This is a genomic window from Microvirga flocculans ATCC BAA-817 (assembly GCF_000518665.1).
Lineage (GTDB): Bacteria > Pseudomonadota > Alphaproteobacteria > Rhizobiales > Beijerinckiaceae > Microvirga > Microvirga flocculans.
The window spans coordinates 187489-208359 of record NZ_JAEA01000006.1 but is presented as its reverse complement, the minus strand read 5'-3'; the positions used below and the strand labels follow the sequence as shown (position 1 = coordinate 208359).

At 65.7% G+C, this 20871-nt stretch carries 22 protein-coding genes; 9 read left to right on the top strand and 13 right to left on the bottom strand.

The features are described 5' to 3' along the window. Positions 1–204 precede the first annotated feature (204 nt). Entirely contained in the window at positions 205–1419 is a 1215-nt protein-coding gene (locus tag L879_RS0107910) for an NADP-dependent isocitrate dehydrogenase (RefSeq protein WP_027315619.1), read from the bottom strand. Between the two features lie 108 nt (positions 1420–1527). Then, positions 1528–1911 carry a phospholipase A2 family protein gene (locus L879_RS23180; RefSeq protein ID WP_183501341.1) on the bottom strand — a complete coding sequence of 128 codons (384 nt, stop codon included), beginning with the start codon at positions 1909–1911 and terminating at the stop codon, positions 1528–1530. Between the two features lie 233 nt (positions 1912–2144). Between L879_RS23180 and L879_RS0107900 the strand changes: the two genes are divergently transcribed. From L879_RS0107900 to rpsD, 5 genes are all read left to right on the top strand, one after another. Continuing rightward, positions 2145–2432 carry a hypothetical protein gene (locus tag L879_RS0107900; protein ID WP_027315618.1) on the top strand — a complete coding sequence of 96 codons (288 nt, stop codon included), beginning with the start codon at positions 2145–2147 and terminating at the stop codon, positions 2430–2432. A gap of 156 nt (positions 2433–2588) precedes the next feature. Further along, positions 2589–3323, top strand: coding sequence for an RNA methyltransferase (locus tag L879_RS0107895; protein WP_027315617.1), 735 nt, complete (start codon positions 2589–2591; stop codon positions 3321–3323). A 64-nt stretch (positions 3324–3387) separates the two neighbouring features. Continuing rightward, positions 3388–4590, top strand: a complete 1203-nt coding sequence (locus L879_RS20955) for an alpha/beta hydrolase family protein (protein WP_084020816.1) — start codon at positions 3388–3390, stop codon at positions 4588–4590. A gap of 9 nt (positions 4591–4599) precedes the next feature. Then, complete coding sequence (murI, locus tag L879_RS0107885; protein ID WP_027315616.1) at positions 4600–5472, top strand: glutamate racemase; 873 nt, start codon at positions 4600–4602, stop codon at positions 5470–5472. A 184-nt stretch (positions 5473–5656) separates the two neighbouring features. Next, the gene (gene rpsD / locus L879_RS0107880) at positions 5657–6274 is read left to right on the top strand and encodes a 30S ribosomal protein S4 (protein ID WP_027315615.1); all 618 of its coding nucleotides are present in this window, start codon (positions 5657–5659) and stop codon (positions 6272–6274) included. Positions 6275–6341: 67 nt separating this feature from the next. Here the strand turns inward: rpsD and L879_RS22720 are convergent, their stop codons facing one another. The 5 genes from L879_RS22720 to rpe all read right to left on the bottom strand — a co-directional run bounded on the left by L879_RS22720 (position 6342) and on the right by rpe (position 11060). Continuing rightward, positions 6342–6953 (bottom strand): Spy/CpxP family protein refolding chaperone, encoded by a 612-nt coding sequence (locus tag L879_RS22720; protein ID WP_051435154.1) that lies wholly within the window; start codon positions 6951–6953, stop codon positions 6342–6344. Between the two features lie 152 nt (positions 6954–7105). Further along, positions 7106–7657, bottom strand: a complete 552-nt coding sequence (locus L879_RS0107870) for an RBBP9/YdeN family alpha/beta hydrolase (protein WP_027315614.1) — start codon at positions 7655–7657, stop codon at positions 7106–7108. Positions 7658–7688: 31 nt separating this feature from the next. Then, positions 7689–8942 carry a cyclopropane fatty acid synthase gene (locus L879_RS0107865; protein ID WP_027315613.1) on the bottom strand — a complete coding sequence of 418 codons (1254 nt, stop codon included), beginning with the start codon at positions 8940–8942 and terminating at the stop codon, positions 7689–7691. A 74-nt stretch (positions 8943–9016) separates the two neighbouring features. Then, a complete protein-coding gene (purB, locus tag L879_RS0107860; RefSeq protein ID WP_027315612.1) occupies positions 9017–10330 on the bottom strand; it encodes an adenylosuccinate lyase in 1314 nt (437 codons plus the stop codon). Positions 10331–10388: 58 nt separating this feature from the next. Continuing rightward, positions 10389–11060, bottom strand: coding sequence for a ribulose-phosphate 3-epimerase (gene rpe / locus L879_RS0107855; RefSeq protein WP_027315611.1), 672 nt, complete (start codon positions 11058–11060; stop codon positions 10389–10391). A gap of 209 nt (positions 11061–11269) precedes the next feature. Here rpe and L879_RS0107850 point away from each other — a divergent pair, with 209 nt between their 5' ends. Next, positions 11270–12511: an NAD(P)/FAD-dependent oxidoreductase gene (locus L879_RS0107850; protein WP_027315610.1), complete on the top strand. Its 1242-nt coding sequence runs from the start codon at positions 11270–11272 to the stop codon at positions 12509–12511. A 136-nt stretch (positions 12512–12647) separates the two neighbouring features. Beyond that, positions 12648–13760 carry a hypothetical protein gene (locus L879_RS0107845; RefSeq protein ID WP_027315609.1) on the top strand — a complete coding sequence of 371 codons (1113 nt, stop codon included), beginning with the start codon at positions 12648–12650 and terminating at the stop codon, positions 13758–13760. Here L879_RS0107845 and L879_RS0107840 read toward each other — a convergent pair. Beyond that, positions 13757–14767, bottom strand: coding sequence for a P1 family peptidase (locus L879_RS0107840; RefSeq protein WP_027315608.1), 1011 nt, complete (start codon positions 14765–14767; stop codon positions 13757–13759). The genes L879_RS0107845 and L879_RS0107840 overlap by 4 nt on opposite strands. Before the next feature lie 96 nt (positions 14768–14863). Here L879_RS0107840 and L879_RS0107835 point away from each other — a divergent pair, with 96 nt between their 5' ends. Beyond that, positions 14864–15592 carry a cytochrome c biogenesis CcdA family protein gene (locus L879_RS0107835; protein ID WP_027315607.1) on the top strand — a complete coding sequence of 243 codons (729 nt, stop codon included), beginning with the start codon at positions 14864–14866 and terminating at the stop codon, positions 15590–15592. Between the two features lie 71 nt (positions 15593–15663). Continuing rightward, positions 15664–16131: a DUF1203 domain-containing protein gene (locus tag L879_RS0107830; RefSeq protein ID WP_027315606.1), complete on the top strand. Its 468-nt coding sequence runs from the start codon at positions 15664–15666 to the stop codon at positions 16129–16131. A 96-nt stretch (positions 16132–16227) separates the two neighbouring features. Here the strand turns inward: L879_RS0107830 and L879_RS0107825 are convergent, their stop codons facing one another. The 5 genes from L879_RS0107825 to livM form a co-directional block, all read right to left on the bottom strand. Continuing rightward, a complete protein-coding gene (locus L879_RS0107825) occupies positions 16228–17355 on the bottom strand; it encodes a branched-chain amino acid ABC transporter substrate-binding protein (RefSeq protein ID WP_027315605.1) in 1128 nt (375 codons plus the stop codon). A gap of 125 nt (positions 17356–17480) precedes the next feature. Continuing rightward, positions 17481–17843 carry a DUF6867 family protein gene (locus L879_RS0107820; RefSeq protein ID WP_027315604.1) on the bottom strand — a complete coding sequence of 121 codons (363 nt, stop codon included), beginning with the start codon at positions 17841–17843 and terminating at the stop codon, positions 17481–17483. Further along, the gene (locus tag L879_RS0107815; RefSeq protein ID WP_027315603.1) at positions 17843–18619 is read right to left on the bottom strand and encodes an ABC transporter ATP-binding protein; all 777 of its coding nucleotides are present in this window, start codon (positions 18617–18619) and stop codon (positions 17843–17845) included. The genes L879_RS0107820 and L879_RS0107815 overlap by 1 nt, the downstream gene beginning before the upstream one ends. After that, entirely contained in the window at positions 18616–19458 is an 843-nt protein-coding gene (locus L879_RS0107810) for an ABC transporter ATP-binding protein (RefSeq protein WP_027315602.1), read from the bottom strand. The genes L879_RS0107815 and L879_RS0107810 overlap by 4 nt, the downstream gene beginning before the upstream one ends. Continuing rightward, the gene (gene livM / locus L879_RS0107805) at positions 19458–20870 is read right to left on the bottom strand and encodes a high-affinity branched-chain amino acid ABC transporter permease LivM (RefSeq protein WP_027315601.1); all 1413 of its coding nucleotides are present in this window, start codon (positions 20868–20870) and stop codon (positions 19458–19460) included. Before livM ends, L879_RS0107810 begins: the two co-directional genes overlap by 1 nt. Position 20871 lies beyond the last annotated feature (1 nt).

Below are 20871 nucleotides of genomic sequence, written 5' to 3'. Positions count from 1 at the left end.
GAGCGATGGCGAATGCATAGCGTGCCTTCAGCAGGACCCCCTTCGAATCCGTGGATAAAACATCCGAAGCCACCCCATTGAACATCATGTATTTTCAGAACAAGGAATGAGCATTATCAAGCTTGCGCGTAACAACGATGCGGCCAGCAAAAAGCCCGGCACTTGGCCGGGCTTTCATCGTTTCGGAGATGGAAGAGGCTTCGGTTAAGCCGCCATCGCTTTTTTAAGGTTCTCGTCGATCTTGTCGAGGAAGCCGGTGGTGGAGAGCCACTTCTGCTCGGCGCCGACGAGGAGGGCGAGGTCCTTCGTCATGTAACCGGACTCGACCGTGTCCACGCAGACCTTCTCGAGGGTCGCGGCGAACTTGGCGAGCTCTGCGTTGTCATCGAGCTTGGCGCGATGCGCGAGGCCGCGGGTCCAGGCGAAGATGGAGGCGATGGAGTTGGTCGAGGTCTCCTTGCCCTTCTGGTGCTCGCGGTAGTGGCGGGTCACGGTGCCGTGGGCGGCTTCCGCTTCCACCGTCTGGCCGTCCGGCGTCATCAGCACGGAGGTCATGAGGCCGAGCGAGCCGAAGCCCTGGGCAACGGTGTCGGACTGCACGTCGCCGTCGTAGTTCTTGCACGCCCACACATAGCCGCCCGACCACTTGAGGGCCGAGGCCACCATGTCGTCGATGAGGCGATGCTCGTAGGTAATGCCGGCGGCGTCGAACTTCGCCTTGAACTCGTTGTCGTAGACTTCCTGGAAGATGTCCTTGAAGCGGCCGTCATAGGCCTTGAGGATCGTGTTCTTCGTGGAGAGATAGACCGGATACTTGCGCATCAGGCCGTAGTTCATGGAGGCGCGGGCGAACTCGCGGATCGACTCGTCGAGGTTGTACATCGCCATGGCGACGCCGGCGTTCGGGAACTTGAACACTTCCTTCTCGATGACGGTGCCGTCCTCGCCCTCGAACTTGATCGTCAGGCGGCCCTTGCCGGGCACCTTGAAGTCGGTGGCCTTGTACTGGTCGCCGAAGGCGTGACGGCCGACGATGATCGGCTGGGTCCAGCCGGGCACGAGGCGCGGAACGTTCTTGCAGATGATGGGCTCGCGGAAGATCACGCCGCCGAGGATGTTGCGGATGGTGCCGTTGGGCGACTTCCACATCTCCTTCAGGTTGAATTCCTTCACGCGGGCCTCGTCCGGCGTGATGGTGGCGCACTTCACGCCGACGCCGTACTTCTTGATGGCCTCGGCGGCCTCGACGGTAACCTGGTCGTTGGTGGCGTCGCGGTGCTCGATGCCGAGATCGTAGTACTTCAGGTCGATATCGAGATAGGGGTGGATCAGCTTGTCCTTGATGTACTGCCAAATGATGCGGGTCATCTCGTCGCCGTCGAGTTCGACGACCGGATTGGCAACCTTGATCTTCGCCATGATCTCACCTTGCGCTTAGGAGCGGGAACGGTCCTGCCGGACGGCAGGAGTTTGCCGGGGCTATAGCGCGGTTAAGGCCGGCGGGGAAGGTGGGGCGAGCAAACGAATTCAGCGCTTTCCCGCCCGGCGTGGCATTTTTTCCGGTTCGGTGCACAGGGTGGCGCTGAAGAGGGAATTGGCGGTGGCGGCCTTGCTCCTCACCGTTTCGGGAACTTTCCGGCTTTTGACCAGAGCCGCCGTGGCCTTCAGGAAGGCCCGGTCGCAGGCGCAGGCGCCGCGTCCCACCTGCTCGTAGCAGAGATCGTGCGCCCGGCAAGCCGCGTCCAGGGCATCGACCGGCGCGGCCCGGTTCGCGTCTCCCGTGCCACACCAGTTGCCGTGAAAAAGGGGTGGCGCAGCGTCAGGGGCGCCCGCCGAGGGGGCTGCCCAGGACGGGCTCGCAAACGACAGAATCAGGCAAAGGCCCGCCGAAAGGCAACGCAGCCGGGGCACGCGACACTCCTTGAACTGGAAAGATCTGTGACAGTGTGACGGAAGGGTTCCAGGAAATAAGAGACAGGGCTGGGGCAAAGTTCCCCGTTCGGGAATACACGCCGCGGCGCGTGCGCTTCCGCACGGAAAGCCAAGCTTGTTCGTAGTTGATGGTTCCCGTTCCGGTGGCCCTCCCGCAATCCCGCGGACCGGGCCTCCGGAAATCGACGAGGCAACATCAAGGGGAAGCTGACATGCGCCTTGCCATCATTCTCGGAGCCGCCGCCCTGGTTCTGGCCGGCTGCCAGACGGCCGAACAATCCATGGCCAACGCGGAATCCGTCTGCATGGAATCGGGCCTGAGGCCCGGCACGAAGAACTACGAGCGCTGCAAGAACGCCAATTACCGCAACAACGTCGCCCAATCCAACGCGGCGGCGAGCCAGGTCGCCGTCGGCACGGCGGTCGGCGTGGTCGGCGGCGCGGCGATCGGCGCGGCCGCGGCCCGTCCGCATTACTATTGTGGCTGGGGCTGCTGGTAAGCGCCGTCGCGGACCGTTTTTCGCAACACCGGAGGGCCTGCCCGAGGATCGGGAGGCCCTTTTCCGTTTTCGAGGCCGCCCCATCGGCATGCCTAGTCCTGAAGCCGCTTTTGGCTGTATGGGAGGGCTTCTGCCGCGAAGGGGTCTTCACACGACATGAACCGCCCGATCATCATTCTCGTGGAACCGCAACTCGCCGAGAATATCGGCATGGTCGCCCGGGCCATGGCCAATTTCGGGCTGTCGGAACTGCGCCTCGTGTCGCCGCGCAACGGCTGGCCCAAGAAGGGCGCGCACTCGGCCGCCTCCGGCGCGACCCATGTGCTGGAAGGCGCGAAGCTCTACGACACGGTCCGCGAGGCTATCGCCGACCTGAACTTCGTCTTCGCCACCACGGCCCGCGAGCGCGGGCAGATGAAGCGCGTCTTCGCGCCGGAGCCCGCCATGAAGGAGGCGCAGCAGCGCCTCGGCACGGGGCAGGGCGTCGGCATTCTCTTCGGGCGGGAGCGCACGGGACTGGAGAACGACGAGGTGTCCCTGGCGGACGCCATCATCACCTTCCCGGTCGACCCCAAATTCTCCTCGCTCAATCTCGCGCAGGCCGTCCTTCTCGTGTCCTACGAATGGTACAAGCTCGCGACCGGAGGGGCCTTGCCCTTCGACGGCGGAAGGCAGTCGCCGCCGGCGCCCCGCGAGATGGTGACATCGTTCTTCGATTACATCGAGGCCGAGCTCGACGCGGTGAACTTCTATCCCGAGGACAAGAAGCCGACCATGACCCGCAACATGCGGGACATCTTCCACCGTCTCGAAATGACGGAGCAGGAGGTGCGCACCCTGCGCGGGGCGATTCGCGCCCTTGCGGAGGGAAGACGATTGAGAAAGCCTTAAACAAATCGTGGCTTTATGGTGACTGGGCCCTATCTGCCCGGTGTGAATAGAGTTCGAGACGACGATGCGCCGCTCCCTGCTGCCTGTCCTGCTCCTTGGTGCTTCGCTGGCCGCATCGGCCGCCGGGGCGGCAACCCCGCCCAGGCAGCCCGATCAGGGGCCCGGCGGGCGGGACTACGTTGCGGCCGATGTCGTCAAGCGCGCGGTCGGGACGGCGAGCGCCGGAACCTTCGTGTTCCACGGCAACGACACGCCCGCCAAGCCGCGCTCCGTCGTGATCTTCCTTCATTCCTGGGGAGCCGTGAACCCGGCTCTTTACGGCGGCTGGATCGAGCATCTCGCGCGCAAGGGCCATCTCGTGCTCTTCCCGCGCTTCCAGGAGGTGAACCGCTCCCGCCCCGCCGATGCGTCGAACCTGGCCGAGGACCTGATCGAAAGCGCCCTGGCGGTCCTCGCGGACGATCCGAATGCCAGGCCCGACAAGGAGCGGATCGCCGTCATCGGCCATTCGGCCGGGGTGCCTCTCGCGTTCAATATCGCGGCCGGAGCGGGCTCCGGCAAGGTTCCCGCACCGAAACTGATCTTCGGGCTGATGCCCGGCGGCATCGCCTCCACCGAGAAGGAGCGCGGCATTCTCCTGCGCGATCTCGAGGCCGTCGATCCGCAGACCCTCATCATCACCATGAGCGGCGACCGGGATTACCTGCCGAGCGACCGGGCCTCGCGCCTGATCCTCCAGAAGACGAGCGCGGTGCCTGCCAACCGCAAGCTTTTCATGCGCGCAGGCTCCGACGATCACGGCTTTCCGGCCCTGACGGCGACGCTCGCGTCTCCCGGCTCGCCGAAGGCGGATTACGACTCCGCCTCCATCAAGCTGCCGCCCGATCCGCCGCGCGATCCCAAGCAGAAGAACACCTGGCGCTGGAGCGCCGACATGGCGCTCACCGGTCCGCAGACCATCCTGACCCAGCAGCTCGGGAACAACGTCACCGACACGCTCGACTATCTCGCCTATTGGAAGACCTTCGACCTCGCGGCCGAGGCGGCCTTCGCGGGCAAGGATGCGGCCTCGCTCCTGCGCGATCCGAAATTCGTCGACATGGGCACCTGGAGCGATGGCTGGCCCGTGCGGCGCCTCTCGGCGCAGATGCCGAAGGGCGACGGACCGGAGAAGAAGGACGAACAGGGGCCCCGCCGCAGGCTGAACCTGGCGCCGCCCGAGAACCAGCAGGGATTGTCGGGCTTCATCAATCAGTTGCGCTCTTGAGGGGGCGTCATGCGTGTCGATCTCCTCGCGGGCGCGGCCTATAATCCCGCCGTCATGCCGTCCCCCGTTCCCACCATCCTCGTCTTCGATTCCGGCCTCGGCGGCCTCACGGTTTTCTCGGAGGTCCTGAAGGTTCGCCCCGACGCGCGCTATGTCTATGCGGCGGACGATGCGGGCTTTCCCTACGGGCGGCTGAGCGAGGCCGTTCTGGCCGAGCGGGTCGTGGGCGTCATGGAGCGGCTGATCGGCCTCTACGATCCGGATCTCGTGGTCGTGGCCTGCAACACGGCCTCGACCATCGTGCTGCCGCATCTGCGCGCGCGCTTCCCGATCCCGTTCGTCGGAACCGTGCCCGCCATCAAGCCGGCCGCGAAGACGACCCAGACCGGCTCCCTCACGGTGCTGGCGACCCCGGGCACGGTCGCGCGGGACTATACCCGCGACCTCATCGAGACCTATGCGGCGGGCTGCCGGGTCAACCTCGTCGGCTCGCGCCGCCTCGCGGGCTTTGCCGAGGCGGAGCTTGCCGGAAATCCCGTCGCCGACGCGGAATTGCTGGAGGAACTCCGGCCCTGCTTCGTCGAAGACGATGGCGGCCGGACCGACGTGGTCGCGCTCGGCTGCACCCATTATCCGCTCCTGCTCGCGCGCTTTCAGGCCCTGGCCCCCTGGCCGGTGACCTGGATCGACCCGGCGCCTGCCATCGCTCGCCGGGTGATCCAGCTTCTGGGCGAACCCGTGCCGGGGCACGAGGCCGACGACGACGAGGCCCTGGCCCTGTTCACGAGCGGGGCCGGAATGAGCGCCGCGCTGCGCTCGGCCCTGCGGGACAAGGGATTGCCCCAGGTGGCCGTCGAGGATATGCCGCTGCTCGTGGGATGAGGGAGCGCGAGGGCGATCCTGATTGACTTTCCCGCCTTTTCCTCCTAAATGCCTCCCGTTCGCGCGGTCCTCACGGGCCGCGTAACTTTTTACGCTCCCGTGGCCCGGCTCCGGCCGGCCTGTCGTCCCGAAAGGGAAGAGGAGGGCGCGTTCCTCGCAAATTCGACAACAAAGAGGAACAGCGATGTCGAAGCGCATTCAGGCCAAGCACAAGCTTGACCGCCGCATGGGTCAGAACATCTGGGGCCGCCCGAAGAGCCCTGTGAACCGCCGCGAATACGGCCCCGGCCAGCACGGCCAGCGCCGCAAGGGCAAGCTCTCGGACTTCGGCACGCAGCTGCGCGCCAAGCAGAAGCTGAAGGGCTATTACGCGAACATCACCGAGAAGCAGTTCCGCCGCTACTATGCGGAGGCGATCCGCCAGAAGGGCGACTCGGGTGAGAACCTGATCGGCCTGCTCGAGCGCCGTCTCGACGCGGTCGTGTACCGCGCCAAGTTCGTCGCGACCCCCTTCGCCGCCCGCCAGTTCGTCAACCACGGCCACGTGAAGGTGAACGGCCGCCGCGTCAACATCCCGAGCTATCTCGTGAAGGCCGGCGATGTGATCGAGGTGCGCGAGAAGTCGAAGCAGCTCGAAGTCGTGGTCGTTGCGACCCAGCTCGCCGAGCGCGACGTGCCGGACTACATCGAGGTCGATCACTCCAAGATGACGGCCCGCATGACCCGCATCCCGACCCTCTCCGAGGTTCCCTATCCGGTCCAGATGGAACCGAACCTCGTGGTCGAGTTCTATTCGCGCTAATTCCCGCGAAAGCCGGTCTCAAGAAACGAAAAGGCCGCCCATTGGGCGGCCTTTTTGCTTGCTGGGGTTACTGCTGGGGAGCTGGGGTGCGCGAACCTCCGGGCCCCATGCCGCCGTGGCCGCCCATGGGGCCATGGCCCATCATGCCCATGCCTCCGTGCTGGCGGCCCTTGCGCCCGCCTCGCTCGTGCCAGCGCGGGCCGTCGTCGCTGACGGCTTCCCGCAGAAGGCGCGGGGCGATCCGCTTCTGGTCAGCGCTGAAGGTATCCCAGAGGGGACGGAGGGCCGTCGTGACGGCCGACAGGCGCTGCGCCCGCTCCGTCATCATGGTGCTGCGCCGCTCGAGACGCTGCATGAGGTCCATGGAATCGCGCTGTTCGGGGGTGAGGCGCTGATCGAAGCGGCTGAAGCGCTCGGCCGCCGACGTGCGGATGGCGTTCTCCACCGGTCCCCACAGGCGTTCCTGATCGGCGCTAAGCTTCAGGCCGGCCTTGATCGCGGCGATGCGGGCATCCACGAGGCGATTGAAGTCGTCCTGGCTCATGCCGCCGCGAGGTCCGGGCTGCGCCTGACCCTGAGCGGCTGGTGGGGTTTGCGGTGCAGGGCTTTGCTGCGCCAGGGCATAGGTTCCCGTACCGGCCAGCAGGGCTGCGAAGGCGACAGTGGCGAGGGTTTTCATGCGGATATCCTCCTTGGTGGCGATATGGACAAGATTGCTCCCGTCCGGTTCTCGCCCAGGTGACGCAGGCATGAACTTTTCGTCATGTTGGAGGAATAACAGCCCATGGGGGCCAGAGATCCCCGGAACGTCCGGGGATGGCCCATGAGAGATCAGAGCTGCTTCAGGAAGCCCGCGAAGCGCATCAGCCCCTCGGGCCATGGCCCGTGGCCGCTTTCCGTGTTGAGGTGGCCCGCATCGCCCGCATCGACGATGGCCGAGCCCCAGGCATAGGCGATGTCCTCGGCCTTCGCGTAGTCGCAATGCGGGTCCGTGCGGCTGGCGACGAGCACCGACGGGAAGAGGAAAGGCGCGCGCGGGATCGGCGCGAAGGCGCGGTCGATGGCGGGAATGAAGCCGGGCTGCTCCACGTCCGGCAGGCTGACCAGGAAGGCGCCCCGGACCTTTCCGCTCTCGAGGAGCGGGGCCGCGTGGGCGATGGCGAGCACGCCCAGACTGTGGCCGACCAGCACGACCGGCTTCTCGGCCCGCTTCACGTCCTGGGCGATCCGCGCGATCCAGGCGTCCTTGTTGGGGGCGTCCCAGTTTTCCTGTTCGACCCGCCACGCGGTCGAGAGCTGGCGCTCCCATCGGCTCTGCCAATGGTCCGCGCCGGAATTTTCGTGGCCTGGAACGATGAGGATGTCGCAATCGGAGGTTTTCATGCCCCCGAGATAAAGGCCCTCAGGGGCGGGTTCAAGCGCTCCTCTTCAAGGCCAGGGCGTCTTCGGCTTCCTTCAGGGTCGCTTCCCGCTCGGCGATGTAGCCTCGGGTCAGGGGCACCACGTCGTTGCGGCGCGCGAGCTGGACCTGGAACACCACCGCGTCCTGCCAGCGGAAAGCGGATTCGGACATGGCGAGGTAGCATTCCCACATCCGGCAGAAGCGCTCGTCGTAGAGGCGCAGAGCCTCCTCGCGGTGGGCCAGGAAGCGCTCGCGCCAGGCCTTCAGGGTATAGGCATAGTGCAGGCGCAGGATCTCGATATCGGTGACGATCAGCCCGGCCCGCTCGATGGCCGGCATCATCTCGGAGAGCACGGGCAGGTGCCCGCCGGGGAAGATGTACTTGGTGATCCAGGGATTGGTCGGGTAGGGCGTGCCGGATCGCCCGATGGTGTGGAGGAGCATGACCCCGTCCTCCTTCAGGAGCTTCCGGCAGGACTGGAAATAGGCGTCGTAGGAGGGCACGCCCACATGCTCGAACATGCCCACCGAGACGATGCGGTCGAAGCGCCCCGTGGTGGCGCGGTAATCCTGCAGCTCGAAATGGACCCGGTCGAGCAGGCCCGCCCCCGCGGCCCTCCGGCGAGAAACCTCCAGCTGCTCCTCCGAAAGCGTGATGCCCTTGACCGAGCCCGCTCCGGCGGCCTGGGCCAGGTAGAGCCCCATGCCACCCCAGCCGGAGCCTATGTCGAGGACGCTGTGGCCCCGGTCGACCATGAGCTTGGCCGCAATATGCCGCTTCTTGGCCGCTTGAGCCTGTTCGAGACCGGCATCGGGATGGTCGAAATAGGCGCAGGAATACTGGCGGTCGCTGTCGAGGAAGAGGGCGTAGAGCCGGCCGTCGAGATCGTAGTGATGGGCGACGTTGCGCCTGGATTTCGCCGCGTCGTTCTCGGCCCGGCGCATCATCCAGGCGCGGATCTTGCGCAGGCGGTGTAGGGGGAGCTCGTCGAGCTCCCCGTGCGTGTCCTGGAGGAGGAGCTGAAGAAGGTCGAGGATGGTTCCCTTCTCGATGACGAGGCGGCCATCCGTGAACAGCTCGCCGAGCTTCAGTTCCGGGTGGAGGCACAGGGCCATCTGGGCGGCGGCGTCGGTGAAGCGGATCGAGACATGGGGCTCGGCTCCGTCGCCGAAGCTGAAGCGCTCGCCTCTGGCCGTGGTCATGTCCAGCGAGCCGTGCCTGACGGCCCGCCTGAAAGCCAGATCGAGAAGTTTCTCCGACAGCATGGCGCAACATCCCCGCGTCGTGATCTCCAGATCGGGGATTGTTGCGCGCTAGGCAAAAATGTCCAGTCCTTCGGCTATGCGCCGCCGGCGCCGAAGACACGGCGAAAGATCGTGTCCACGTGCTTGAAGTGGTAGCCGAGATCGAAGCAGGCCTCGATTTCCTCGGGCGTGAGGTACTTCGTCACGTCCGCGTCCTTCTTCAGGAGCGTCAGGAAATCCCCTTCGCCGCGCCAGACCGGCATGGCGTTGCGCTGGACGAGCCGGTAGGCGTCCTCGCGGGAGGCGCCCTTCTGCGTGAGGGCCAGGAGAACCCGCTGCGAGTGAACGAGGCCGCCGAGACGGTCCAGGTTCTTCTGCATGTTCTCGGGGTACACCACGAGCTTGTCGATGACGCCCGTGAGACGGGCGAGCGCGAAGTCCAGGGTCACGGTGGCGTCGGGGCCGATCATGCGCTCGACGGAGGAGTGGGAGATGTCCCGCTCGTGCCAGAGCGCCACGTTCTCCATGGCGGGCAGGGCATAGGCGCGCACCATGCGGGCGAGGCCCGTCAGGTTCTCGGTCAGCACCGGATTGCGCTTGTGCGGCATGGCCGAGGAGCCCTTCTGGCCCGCCGAGAAATACTCTTCCGCCTCCAGAACCTCGCTGCGCTGCAGGTGGCGCACTTCCGTCGCGAGCCGTTCGATGGAGGAGGCGATCACGCCTAGCGTCGCGAAGTACATGGCGTGCCGGTCGCGCGGAATGACCTGGGTCGAGACGGGCTCGACCTGGAGGCCCATCCGCTCGGCCACGTATTCCTCGACGCTCGGATCGATATTGGCGAAGGTGCCGACGGCGCCGGAAATGGCGCAGGTGGAAATCTCGCGCCGGGCCTCGATGAGGCGCAGCTTGCAGCGCTCGAACTCCGCATAGGCCTGCGCGAGCTTGAGGCCGAAGGTGGTGGGCTCCGCGTGGATGCCGTGCGAGCGGCCGATGGTCGGCGTCATCTTGTGCTCGAAGGCACGGCGCTTGATGGCGGCGAGGAGCTCGTCCATGTCGCGCAGCAGGATGTCGGTGGCGCGCACGAGCTGGACGTTGAAGGTGGTGTCGAGCACGTCCGAGGATGTCATGCCCTGGTGGACGAAGCGGGCCTCGGGGCCGACGATCTCGGCAAGATGCGTGAGGAAGGCGATGACGTCGTGCTTGACCTCGCGCTCGATGGCGTCGATCCGCTCCACGTCGAAGGTGGCCTTGGAGCCCTTGTCCCAAACCTTCTCGGCGGCCTCCTTCGGCACGACGCCCAGAGCGGCCAGCGCCGTCGTGGCATGCGCCTCGATCTCGAACCAGATGCGGAACTTGGTTTCAGGCGACCAGATGGCCACCATCTCGGGACGGCTGTAACGGGGGATCATGGCTCTTCACTTCCGCGCGGGTGACATGACCGCGCGGTAGCACGATCCCCCTGCGATCTCAACGCGCCTTTGCGGCGGCCTCGCGAATGGCTGCCATGTTGGCGGCGTAGGCTTCCGGGCCGCCCTTGAAGATTGCGGAGCCCGCCACGAGGACGTTGGCGCCTGCTTCCGCTACCAGGGGCGCGGTTTCGGGGGTAACGCCGCCGTCGATCTCGATGTCGATATCCCGGTTGCCGATCATGTCCTTGATCCGCCGCAGCTTCGGGCAGACGGAGGGGATGAAGGCCTGCCCGCCGAAGCCTGGATTGACCGTCATCAGAAGGATCAGGTCCACGTCGTCGATCACCGGCTCGATGGAGGATTCATGGGTGCCCGGATTGAGAACGATGCCCGCCTTCTTGCCAAGCTTGCGGATCGTCTGGAGCGAGCGGTGGAGATGCGGGCCAGCCTCCGCATGGATGCTGATGATGTCCGCGCCCGCCTTGGCGAAAGCCTCAAGGTACGGATCGACGGGGGCGATCATCAGGTGAACGTCGAAGATTTTCGATGTGTGCGGGCGGATCGCCTTCACGATGTCCGGTCCCATCGTGATGTTGGGCACGAAGTGGCCGTCCATCACGTCGATATGAATCCAGTCGGCGCCGGCGGCGTCGACGGCGCGGATTTCCTCGCCGAGCTTGGAGAAGTCGGAGGCGAGAATGGAGGGGGCGATGAGCAGGGGGCGTGTCATGGCCGCGCCGTTACCACGAGCCCGGTGGCACGGCAACGAGACATTGGCGCTCAGGCGTAAACCAATCCAAGACCACTCGGCTGGGGAGAGCTCCCTTTGCGACAGGAAATCCGTGGACGGCCGCGTTTCAAGCGGAGTAAGAATGCCTCGTCGCAAACGATAGAGCGCCTCTTGCCTTCAAGGGGTGCCTGAGATGGGGCAGAGCCTTCATGCGTAAGGATGTGGTTGTTCTCGGCGCCGGCATCATCGGCGTGTCCATTGCCGTGCATCTTCAGAAGCGCGGCCGGTCCGTGCTTCTTGTCGACAGGCGCAGGCCCGGCGAGGAGACCTCTTTCGGCAATGCGGGCCTGATCCAGCGCGAGGGCGTCTACCCTTACGGCTTCCCGCACGATTTCGGCGCGCTGCTGCGCTACGCCCTCAACAACACCATCGACGCCCATTATCACTGGGCCGCGATCCCGAAGCTGGCGCCTTTCCTGTGGCAGTACTGGATGCATTCCCGCCCGGCCCAGCACAAGGCGATCGCGCGGATGTACGCGCCGCTGATCGAGCGCAGCGTCACCGAGCACATGGCCCTGGCCGAGGAATCCGGCTCCACGCACCTCATCCGCCCGACCGGCTGGCTGAAGGTCTTCCGGGACGAAAAGACCCGCGATGCGCAGCTGCGCGACGCCGAGGGCGTGAAGCGTGATTTCGGCGTGAATTTCACTGCGCTCGACACCAGGGGCGTGGCTGCCAGCGAGCCCCACCTGAAGGTGGAGACCAAGGGCGGCATCCATTGGACGGACCCGTCCTCCGTGTCCGATCCTCATGCCCTCACCATGGGCTATGTGGGCCTTTTCGAGCGCCTCGGCGGCGAGCTGGCCGCGGGCGACGCCCGGACCCTCGAGGAAACGGCGACAGGCTGGTGCGTGCAGACGGAAAACGGCCCCGTCGATGCTGGCGAGGTCGTCGTGGCCCTGGGTCCCTGGGCCGACCTCGTCACGAAGCGCCTGGGCTACAACCTGCCCCTCGCGGTCAAGCGCGGCTATCACATGCACTACAGGCCGGTAGGGAATGCGGTGCTCAACAAGCCGACGCTCGATTTCGACCGCGGCTACTTCCTGGCGCCCATGGCGAACGGCATCCGCCTGACGACCGGCGCGGAATTCGCCGATCGCGATGCGCCCAAGACGCCGGTGCAGCTCGCCCGGGCCGAGCCCATCGCGAAGGAGTTCTTCCCCTTGGGCGAGCGGGTCGATCCCGAGCCCTGGATGGGCGCGCGCCCCTGCACGCCGGACATGATGCCGGTCATCGGCAAGGCGCCGCGCCACAAGAATCTGTGGTTCGGTTTCGGCCATGCCCATCACGGCCTGACCCTGGGCCCCGTCACGGGCCGCCTGCTTGCCGAGATGATCACCGGCGAGACGCCCGTCGTCGATCCGAAGCCGTATCGCGTCGAGCGGTTCTGAGCTTTCCCTCTTCCGGCGTTCCGGACCCGGGCCTCGGGTTCCCCTGCTCTTCGGTTTTTCCCCTCCGTTTGGAGGGGAAAATGCTTGAAGGAGATGTTGGAACGTTTATGATCCGCTCCAACGTTGCGGGGGGCGGATGTTGGGGAGTGACCGGTCGCTGATCAGCGACATCTACGAAGCCGCGGTGATTCCCGAGCGGTGGCTGCAGGTCTTCGAAGAGATTTCCGCGTTTGCCGGAGCCAATGGCGGCTCCATGACCACCGTGACGGGACGGGGCGAGCGGTCTTGGCTCGCGACCGAGCGCGCCCGTGCGTCCCTCAGCGATTGGTATGCCGAAGGCTGGCATCTGCGCAATGCCTGGGCGGAGCGGGGCAACCGGCAGAGCCGCCTCCGGTTCTTCGACGAAACCGAGGTTTTCGCGCCCGGCGAAATCGAGTCCGTTCCGATGTATCGGGATTTCATCTGGCCGCGGGGAGGCGGCTGGTCGGCGGGCGCCATGATGAGGATTCCGGGGGGCGGTCTCGCCTCCATCCGCTTCGAGCGGCCTTATAACGACGGCCCGATGACGCAGGAGCTGAGGACGAGGCTCGACGGGCTCCGGCCGCACCTCGCGCGTGCGACGTTCCTCTTCACGAATCTCGGCATGAGGCAGGCCCGGTCGACGGTGTCCGCCTTGCAGTTCATGGATGTCCCCGCCGCCGTCCTCACCCGGAATGGGCGGCTGCTGGCCTGCAACGCGGCCATGGAGGCCCGGCTCTCTCAGGTGACCGTCAGGGCCGGTGACCGGGTCACCTTCACGGATGCCGGTGCCCAGCGGATCCTGAGCGAGAGTCTGGAGCGGATCACGGCGGGCCTCTTCGATCAGCTGCGCGGCCCCATCCCGCTTCCGGCGACGGAGCAGGAGGGGCCGGCAATCGCCTATCTGCTCCCGATGCGCGGAGCGGCCCAGGACCTGTTCGGCTGCGAAACCACGCTTCTGATGATCCGGCCCGCCGACAAGGAAGGCAAGCTCATGGATCTCGTGCGCACCCAGTTCGCCATCGATGCGGTCGAGGCTCAGCGCTGGGTTCGCCTGCTGACGGCGGCAAGCCCGCGCCTGGCGGCCGCCCTTCTGGCTTCGGCCGAAAACGTTCAGACGGTTCTGGAGCAGATCCTGGGGGGAACGCGAAGCAGGTTGGAAGCCCGCATGGCGGGCTTCCTGTGGCGTCTCGTCAACGATCCGGAATACAGCCTCGAAGCCGGGTCCTAGCTTCCCCGGCCCGTGCCGAACCTGTCGCGCCAGGCAGGCTGCGCACCGGGATAGGGCAGGGCCGTCGCCTCGTAGACGCCGCGCGCGATGGCGCGGGTCAGGCAATCGGCGGCCAGGGCCGTGAGTTCCGTGAACTCCGCCGCCGCATCGCCGAGCGGCCTGCGGCCGGTCGATGCGGCGAAGATCGTGTCGCCGTCGAAGAGCGCATGGGAGAAGCGCAGGCCCCGGGCGAGACCGGCATGGGAAGCGACGGCGAGGCGCTTGGCCTGGGCCTTGGTCAGCACCGCATCGGTCGCGATCAGGGCGATGGTCGTCGCAGGCTGCGGGCCGCCTTTCCAGAACAGCCGGCGCATGTCGGAATCCACGCGGGCAGGAAGCCCGAGCCCACCGAACTCGTCTCCTTCCTCCAGGCCCCCGGCCCAGAAATGCGGACCGCTCCCGATCACCGCAGAGGCGATGGCGTTCACGATGACCAGGGCGCCGACCGTGTGGCCCGAAGAGGTTTTCACGCTGGCCGATCCCAGGCCGCCCTTCAGGTTGGCCGTGGTGGCCCCGTAGCCGCCGCCTGCGGTGCCGAGGTCGAAGTCGAGCCCTGCCTTCTCCGCCGCCTGGAAGCCGAGTTCCCGGTAAGGCGGGTAGAGGCCCCATTCCTTGTCGCCCCCGTTCATGAGGTCGAAGATGACGGCCTGGGAGACCAGCGGAACCCGGGCGTTGCCAACCTGGAAGCCGATGCCCTGCCGGCGCAGATAGGCCTGCACGCCGCTTGCCGCATCGAGCCCGAAGGCGGAGCCGCCGGAGAGGACGACGCCGTGGATGCTCGGCACCATCTTGTCCGGCTGGAGGATGTCCGTCTCCCGCGTTCCGGGCGCGCCACCCATCACTTCGCAGGAGACGACGGCCGGCTCGTCGAAGAGGGCGACGGTGACGCCCGAGCCGAGCCGGGCATCGTGAGCGTTGCCGATCCGCAGACCGGCCACATCGGTGATGAGATTGCGGGGATGAGTCATGGGGGGAGCAAACCGAAAATCGGGCCTCTTCACAAGCTGGAGAAGTGGCGTTTCACCGGCTTTCTAAGCCTGATGCGACAGGATAGAAGGCTTGCCATGCTTAGCGTCTCCTTTCCGGCAGCGGCCCTCGGCGGCCTCATCAGCTTCCTGAGCCCCTGCGTTCTGCCGCTGGTGCCGCCTTACCTGTCCTTCCTGGCGGGCACCACGTTCGATCGCCTGAGCGCGGGCGACGACCGCGCCATTCGCCGCAGGGCGGTTCTGGCGGCGCTTCTCTTCGTGGCGGGCTTCTCCACCGTCTTCGTGCTGCTCGGCGCGACCGCCTCGGCCCTGGGCCAGGCGATCCGGCAATATCTCGATGTCCTGAGCACGGTGGCAGGTGTCGCCATCATCGTCATGGGCCTCCATTTCCTTGGGATCTTCCGCATCGGGCTGTTCTACCGGGAGGCCCGGTTCTCCGTCTCCAGGCCCGTGGGGCTCTGGGGGGCCTATCTGATGGGCCTGGCCTTCGCCTTCGGCTGGACGCCCTGCATCGGCCCCGTGCTGGCTGCCATCCTGACGGTCGCGGGTTCCGAGGACAGCGTCTCCCGGGGAGCCCTTTTGCTCGCGGCCTATTCCGCCGGCCTCGGCATTCCCTTCCTGCTTGCCGCCTTCGCGATGAAGCCCTTCGTGGCCCTTCTCAAGCGCATGCGCTCCCGCTTCGCGCTGATCGAGAAGACGATGGGCGTGCTCCTGGTCCTCACCGGCATCGCCTTCCTCGCCGGCTGGATCGGCACCATGTCCTTCTGGCTGCTTGAGACCTTTCCCGCGCTGGGGCGGCTGGGATAGGCCGCACAGGAATCGGGTCGCGCGCTCCGTTCCGCATTGTCATGGTCGCGATCTCTCACAGGAGATCATTCATGACGTTTCACATTCGCGGCCTCGATGCCGATGCTTTCGCGCCGCTGTTCCTTTTGGACGAGGGTCGCCTTCAAGCCATGGGCGCCCGGCGGGTCTATGCCGACCAGGCCGATGCCTATCCCTGCCGCATCTCCCTGACGCGGGTTGCAGAGGGCGAGGAATTGCTGCTCCTCAACCACGCCCATCAGACGAACGCGGCATCGCCCTATCGCGCCGCCGGGCCGATCTTCGTCAGCCGCTCCGCCAGGACCGGGAGCTATCGCGGCGAGCTGCCGCCCATCTTCCGGGACCGCTTACTGTCCCTGCGCGCCTATGACGGGAATGCCTTCATTCTCGATGCCGAGGTCGGGGAGGGCGAGGACGTCCTTCGCCTGATCGACCGCTTCCTCGCCGATCCGAAGGTTGCGCATGTGGATGCGCATTTCGCGCGGCGCGGCTGTTTCGCTGCCCGGATCGAGAGAGCCTGACGGCACAGGTGAAAGAGCGCGGAACAGAAGCGCCCATAAGAAAACCCGCCCTGTCGCCAGGGCGGGTTCCTTAAGCTTCGGCTTCAAGCCGACCGATTACATGGACAGTTCGTTGCCCGAGTAGTCGATCTTGCCGTCGGCGCCCTTCTTCCAGACATACATCACGTAGTCGGGACGGGTGATGTCGCCCTTCTTGTCGAAGGTGAGATCGCCGATGACGGTCTTGAAGGGCTTGCCCGACTTCAGAGCGTCGGCAACCTTCTTGCCATCGGTGCTGCCAGCCTGCTTCGCAGCCTCGGCGAGAACCTGAGCGGCGGCGTAGCTGTAGTGGGTGTAGGCCTCAGGATCGTAGTTCTTTGCCTTGAACTTGGCCACGACGTCCTTCGCGTTCGGGTTCTTGCGCGGATCCGGAGCGAAGGTCATGAGGGTGCCTTCGGCGCCCGGGCCGGCGATCGAGGTGAACTCGGCCGACACGATGCCGTCGCCCGACATGAGCGGGGCGTTCAGGCCCTGGTCGCGCATCTGGCGGATGATGAGGCCGGCTTCCGTGTGGAGGCCGCCGAAGTAGACGACGTCGACGCCGGCCTGTTTCAGCTTCGACACGAGCGCGGAGTAGTCCTTCTCGCCCGGGTTGATGCCTTCATAGACGACTTCCTTCAGACCCTTGGAGTTCATGGTCTTCTGGGTTTCGTCGGCGAGGCCCTTGCCGTAGGGGGTCTTGTCGTGGATGACCGCGACCTTCTTGCCCTTGAACTTGTCGGCGAGGTAGCTGCCGGCAACGAGGCCTTGCTGGTCGTCGCGACCGCAGGTGCGGAACGTGTTCCACATGCCGCGCTCGGTATATTGCGGGTTCGTCGAGGCCGGGGAAACCGCCACGATTCCGGCCTCTTCATAGACCTGGGAAGCCGGGATGGAGACGCCGGAGTTGAAGTGTCCGACGACGAACTTCACGCCTTCAGCCGCGAACTTGTTCGCCACCGACACGCCCTGCTTGGGGTCGGAGACGTCGTCGCCGACGACGAGCTGCAGCTTCTGGCCATTGATGCCGCCGGCTGCATTGATGTCCTCGACAGCCTGCTCGACACCGTTCTTCAGCTGAGCGCCGAAAGCGGCGTTCGGGCCCGTGATGGGGCCGGCGACGCCGATCTTGATCTGGGCGCTGGCGGCGCTGGAGAAGGCGAGGCCAAGACCAAGCGCCACGCCGGTCAACAGCAGTTTTTTCATGAGGTCACTCCTCTGGTGGTTTTATAGGCCCCCTTCCTTACGGGGCCGGTTTGGCGGGGTTCTCCCCGCCATCCATGTGATATCATGCTCGTTTTTAAGCGGATGTCACGCTGGAATTTTTCCCTTTAGCCCTTGGTAGCAGAAGCCTTTTCCCGCCAGGAAAACGGGCCGGTCCTCTCGTAGAGCCAACGGTATTGCGTGGTCATCATCCGGGCGCGGCGGTACCGGAACCCGAGCGCGCCGACGATCAGCAGAACGATGGTGTCGACCGCATAGTAGTGGAACGACAGCAGGGTCCCGCCGAAAAGGGCGAAGTGGATGAAGCGCACGGCGGCGCCCAGGATGAACAGGTAGACGATCAGGGTCCAGAACGGACGCCAGGTGAGGGCGATGGCCCGACCGGTCATCCAGGCCGCCCAGCCGCCCATGATCACGGTGATGAGAAGAAAGAGCCAGATCGAAGGCTCTTCGTAGAGAATGCCCTGCATCAGTGATGCCCCCCTTCGAGATAGGCTGCTCTGACTTGCGGGTTCTCGAGCAGTTCCTTGCCCGTGCCGCTCATGGTGATGTTGCCCGTCACCATCACGTAGGCGCGATGGGCCAGCTTGAGAGCGTGGTAGGCGTTCTGCTCCACGAGGAAGATGGTCATGCCGTCCTTCTCGTTCAGCTCCTTGATGATCTCGAAGATCTGCTTGACGATCAGCGGCGCGAGACCCAGCGACGGCTCGTCCAGGAGGAGGAGCTTGGGCCGGCTCATGAGCGCGCGGGCGATGGCCAGCATCTGCTGCTCGCCGCCCGAAAGGGTGCCGCCGCGCTGCTGCAGGCGCTCCTTCAGGCGCGGGAACAGGGTGCAGACCCGTTCGAGATCCTGGTCGAAATACGCCATGTTGTGCATGGCCGCGCCCATCTGCAGGTTCTCGAACACGGTCATGCGCGGGAAGATGCGGCGGCCTTCCGGCGACTGGGCGATGGAGAGATGGGCGATCTCGTGGGTCGGCATCCTGGTGATGTCCTGGCCCGCATAGGTGATCGTGCCTTCCCGCGCCCGCGGGTTGCCGAAGATCGTCATCATCAGGGTCGACTTGCCGGCGCCGTTGGCGCCGATCAGGGTGACGATCTCACCCTCGTGGACGTCCATGTCCACGCCCTTGAGGGCGATGATGTTGCCGTAATAGGTCTTCACGCCCCGCACGCTCAGAAGCGGCTGGCGGGCAGGGGCTCCTTGAGGGCTCTGCATCGCGATATTCGTTCCAGCAGTGCTCATGCGCCGACCTCCGCCTCGACTGTCTCGACTTCGTCATCGGCCACGCCGAGATAGGCGGCGATGACCTTGGGATCGTTCCTCACGTCGACGGGGGAACCGTCCGAGATCTTGGTGCCGTAATCGAGCACCACGACATGGTCGGAGATTTCCATCACCACCGACATGTCGTGCTCGATCAGCAGGATCGACGTGCCCTGGTCCTTGCGGATCGACAGCAGAAGCTCGTTCAGCTCCAGCGACTCCCGGGGATTGAGGCCGGCCGCCGGTTCGTCGAGGCAGAGCAGGAGCGGATCGGTGCACATGGCGCGGGCGATCTCCAGGCGGCGCTGGTCGCCGTAGGGGAGGTCGCCGGCCGGATCGTCGGCCCGGTCGATGAGCCGGGTCTTCTCCAGCCAGTACTTGGCCTTCTCGATGGCTTCCTTCTCCGCCTTGCGGTAGCCGCCCAGCCCGAGCACGCCCAGGAAGGTGAAGCCCGAGGCGATCATCAGCGGGTTGTGCTGCGCCACCAGAAGGTTCTCGAGCACCGTCATGCCCGAGAACAGGCGGATGTTCTGGAAGGTTCGGGCGACCTTGCCCTTCCAGTTGATGTCGAAGCCCGGCAGCCGTTCCAGCAGCAGGTGCGTCCCGTCGGGCTTGTTGAGGGCGATCATGCCCTCGGTCGGCTTGTAGAAGCCGGTGATGCAGTTGAAGACCGTGGTCTTGCCCGCTCCGTTGGGGCCGATCAGCGCGGTGATGTCGCCGCGCCCGGCCTTGAAGGAGAGGTCGTTGATGGCGACGAGACCGCCGAAGCGCATCGTGAGATGCTGTACGTCGAGGATGGGATCCTGCAGCCAGCGCATTAGCCGTGTCCTTCCTTCACGAGCGAGCCGGAAATGGCCTTGCGCTCTTTCAAGATCACCGATGGTTCACGTTCCGAGATCAGGCCGCGCGGACGCCACACCATCATCGCCACCATGCCGGCACCGAAGAGGAGCAGGCGGTACTCGTTCGGGTCGAAGCCCGAGCCGAAGACGGCTTGGAGGAAGGTCAGGTTGCGCAGGATCTCGGGACCGCCGACCAGCACGATCGCCGCGATGGCGACGCCGATCTGCGAGCCCATGCCGCCGAGAACCACGATGGCCAGGATGATCGCCGATTCCAGGAAGTTGAAGCTTTCCGGGGAGACGAAGCCCTGGCGGACCGCGAAGAAGGAGCCCGCGAAGCCGCCGAACATGGCGCCGATGGCGAAGGCCGTCAGCTTGGTGTTCGTGGTGTTGATGCCCAGCGACCGGCAGGCAATCTCGTCCTCGCGCAGGGCTTCCCAGGCGCGGCCCACGGGCAGCTTGCGCAGCCGCATGGTGACGAAGTTCGTGAGCAGGGCCAGCATCAGGATCAGGTAGTAAAGGAAGATGATCCTATGCATCCCGTTGAACTCGAGCCCGAAGGTGGCCGCGAAGCCGCCTTCGCCCGCGGTGAACGGGATGCCGAAGAAGGTCGCGCGCGGGATCGAGGAGATGCCGGCGCCGCCGTTGGTCAGGTCCACCCAGTTGATGAGCACGAGGCGGATGATCTCACCGAACGCGAGGGTCACGATGGCGAGGTAGTCGCCGCGCAGGCGCAGAACCGGAAAGCCCAGGATCATGCCCCAGAAGGCGGCGAGGATTCCGGCCAGCGGCAGGCAGATCCAGAACGACAGCCCGAAGGTCGTCGACAGCAGGGCGTAGGAATAGGCGCCGACCGCGTAGAAGGCGACGTAGCCCAGGTCGAGAAGGCCTGCGAGGCCCACGACGATGTTCAGGCCCCAGCCGAGCATCACGTAGGTGAGGATCAGGATGCCCAGATCCACCCAGTAGCGGGACTCGGTCAGGCCGCCCTGGACCAGATAGACCAGGGCCGGGAAGAGCAGTGCCGCTCCGAGGAAGAACGGAATGGCGAAGCGCGAGACGTGCTGGAAGGCGCTCGGCGTCGCATGGACGGGCTCCGTCGCCTGGTGGGCGCTCGGCGTCGCCTTGGTATAGGCCCGCGATGCTGTAAAGGCATGCAGGACCAGGCGAAGCCCGAACACAATGGCGCAGACGATGGCGACCAGGCCCCAGCGGGGGGTGAGGTAGAGATCGGCGCCGGACTGGTCCGTCTTGTAGGCCAGGATCGGGATCGACAGGCCCAGGGTGATCAGGGCGGTCTTGACGGCGTCCTTGAGCGCCGCACCCAGGTCGAATTTGCGGGTCACGGCGTCCGTCGGGGCCGTGGTGGTGATGGAAGGAGCGTTCATG

Bases quoted from the DNA above. Each gene is read 5' to 3' on its own strand.
- L879_RS0107910 (WP_027315619.1), bottom strand. From the start codon at position 1,419: ATGGCGAAGATCAAGGTTGCCAATCCGGTCGTCGAACTCGACGGCGAC.
- L879_RS0107900 (WP_027315618.1), top strand. From the start codon at position 2,145: ATGCGCCTTGCCATCATTCTCGGAGCCGCCGCCCTGGTTCTGGCCGGC.
- L879_RS0107895 (WP_027315617.1), top strand. From the start codon at position 2,589: ATGAACCGCCCGATCATCATTCTCGTGGAACCGCAACTCGCCGAGAAT.
- L879_RS20955 (WP_084020816.1), top strand. From the start codon at position 3,388: ATGCGCCGCTCCCTGCTGCCTGTCCTGCTCCTTGGTGCTTCGCTGGCC.
- murI (WP_027315616.1), top strand. From the start codon at position 4,600: ATGCGTGTCGATCTCCTCGCGGGCGCGGCCTATAATCCCGCCGTCATG.
- rpsD (WP_027315615.1), top strand. From the start codon at position 5,657: ATGTCGAAGCGCATTCAGGCCAAGCACAAGCTTGACCGCCGCATGGGT.
- L879_RS22720 (WP_051435154.1), bottom strand. From the start codon at position 6,953: ATGAAAACCCTCGCCACTGTCGCCTTCGCAGCCCTGCTGGCCGGTACG.
- L879_RS0107870 (WP_027315614.1), bottom strand. From the start codon at position 7,657: ATGAAAACCTCCGATTGCGACATCCTCATCGTTCCAGGCCACGAAAAT.
- L879_RS0107865 (WP_027315613.1), bottom strand. From the start codon at position 8,942: ATGCTGTCGGAGAAACTTCTCGATCTGGCTTTCAGGCGGGCCGTCAGG.
- purB (WP_027315612.1), bottom strand. From the start codon at position 10,330: ATGATCCCCCGTTACAGCCGTCCCGAGATGGTGGCCATCTGGTCGCCT.
- rpe (WP_027315611.1), bottom strand. From the start codon at position 11,060: ATGACACGCCCCCTGCTCATCGCCCCCTCCATTCTCGCCTCCGACTTC.
- L879_RS0107850 (WP_027315610.1), top strand. From the start codon at position 11,270: ATGCGTAAGGATGTGGTTGTTCTCGGCGCCGGCATCATCGGCGTGTCC.
- L879_RS0107845 (WP_027315609.1), top strand. From the start codon at position 12,648: ATGTTGGGGAGTGACCGGTCGCTGATCAGCGACATCTACGAAGCCGCG.
- L879_RS0107840 (WP_027315608.1), bottom strand. From the start codon at position 14,767: ATGACTCATCCCCGCAATCTCATCACCGATGTGGCCGGTCTGCGGATC.
- L879_RS0107835 (WP_027315607.1), top strand. From the start codon at position 14,864: ATGCTTAGCGTCTCCTTTCCGGCAGCGGCCCTCGGCGGCCTCATCAGC.
- L879_RS0107830 (WP_027315606.1), top strand. From the start codon at position 15,664: ATGACGTTTCACATTCGCGGCCTCGATGCCGATGCTTTCGCGCCGCTG.
- L879_RS0107825 (WP_027315605.1), bottom strand. From the start codon at position 17,355: ATGAAAAAACTGCTGTTGACCGGCGTGGCGCTTGGTCTTGGCCTCGCC.
- L879_RS0107820 (WP_027315604.1), bottom strand. From the start codon at position 17,843: ATGCAGGGCATTCTCTACGAAGAGCCTTCGATCTGGCTCTTTCTTCTC.
- L879_RS0107815 (WP_027315603.1), bottom strand. From the start codon at position 18,619: ATGAGCACTGCTGGAACGAATATCGCGATGCAGAGCCCTCAAGGAGCC.
- L879_RS0107810 (WP_027315602.1), bottom strand. From the start codon at position 19,458: ATGCGCTGGCTGCAGGATCCCATCCTCGACGTACAGCATCTCACGATG.
- livM (WP_027315601.1), bottom strand. From the start codon at position 20,870: ATGAACGCTCCTTCCATCACCACCACGGCCCCGACGGACGCCGTGACC.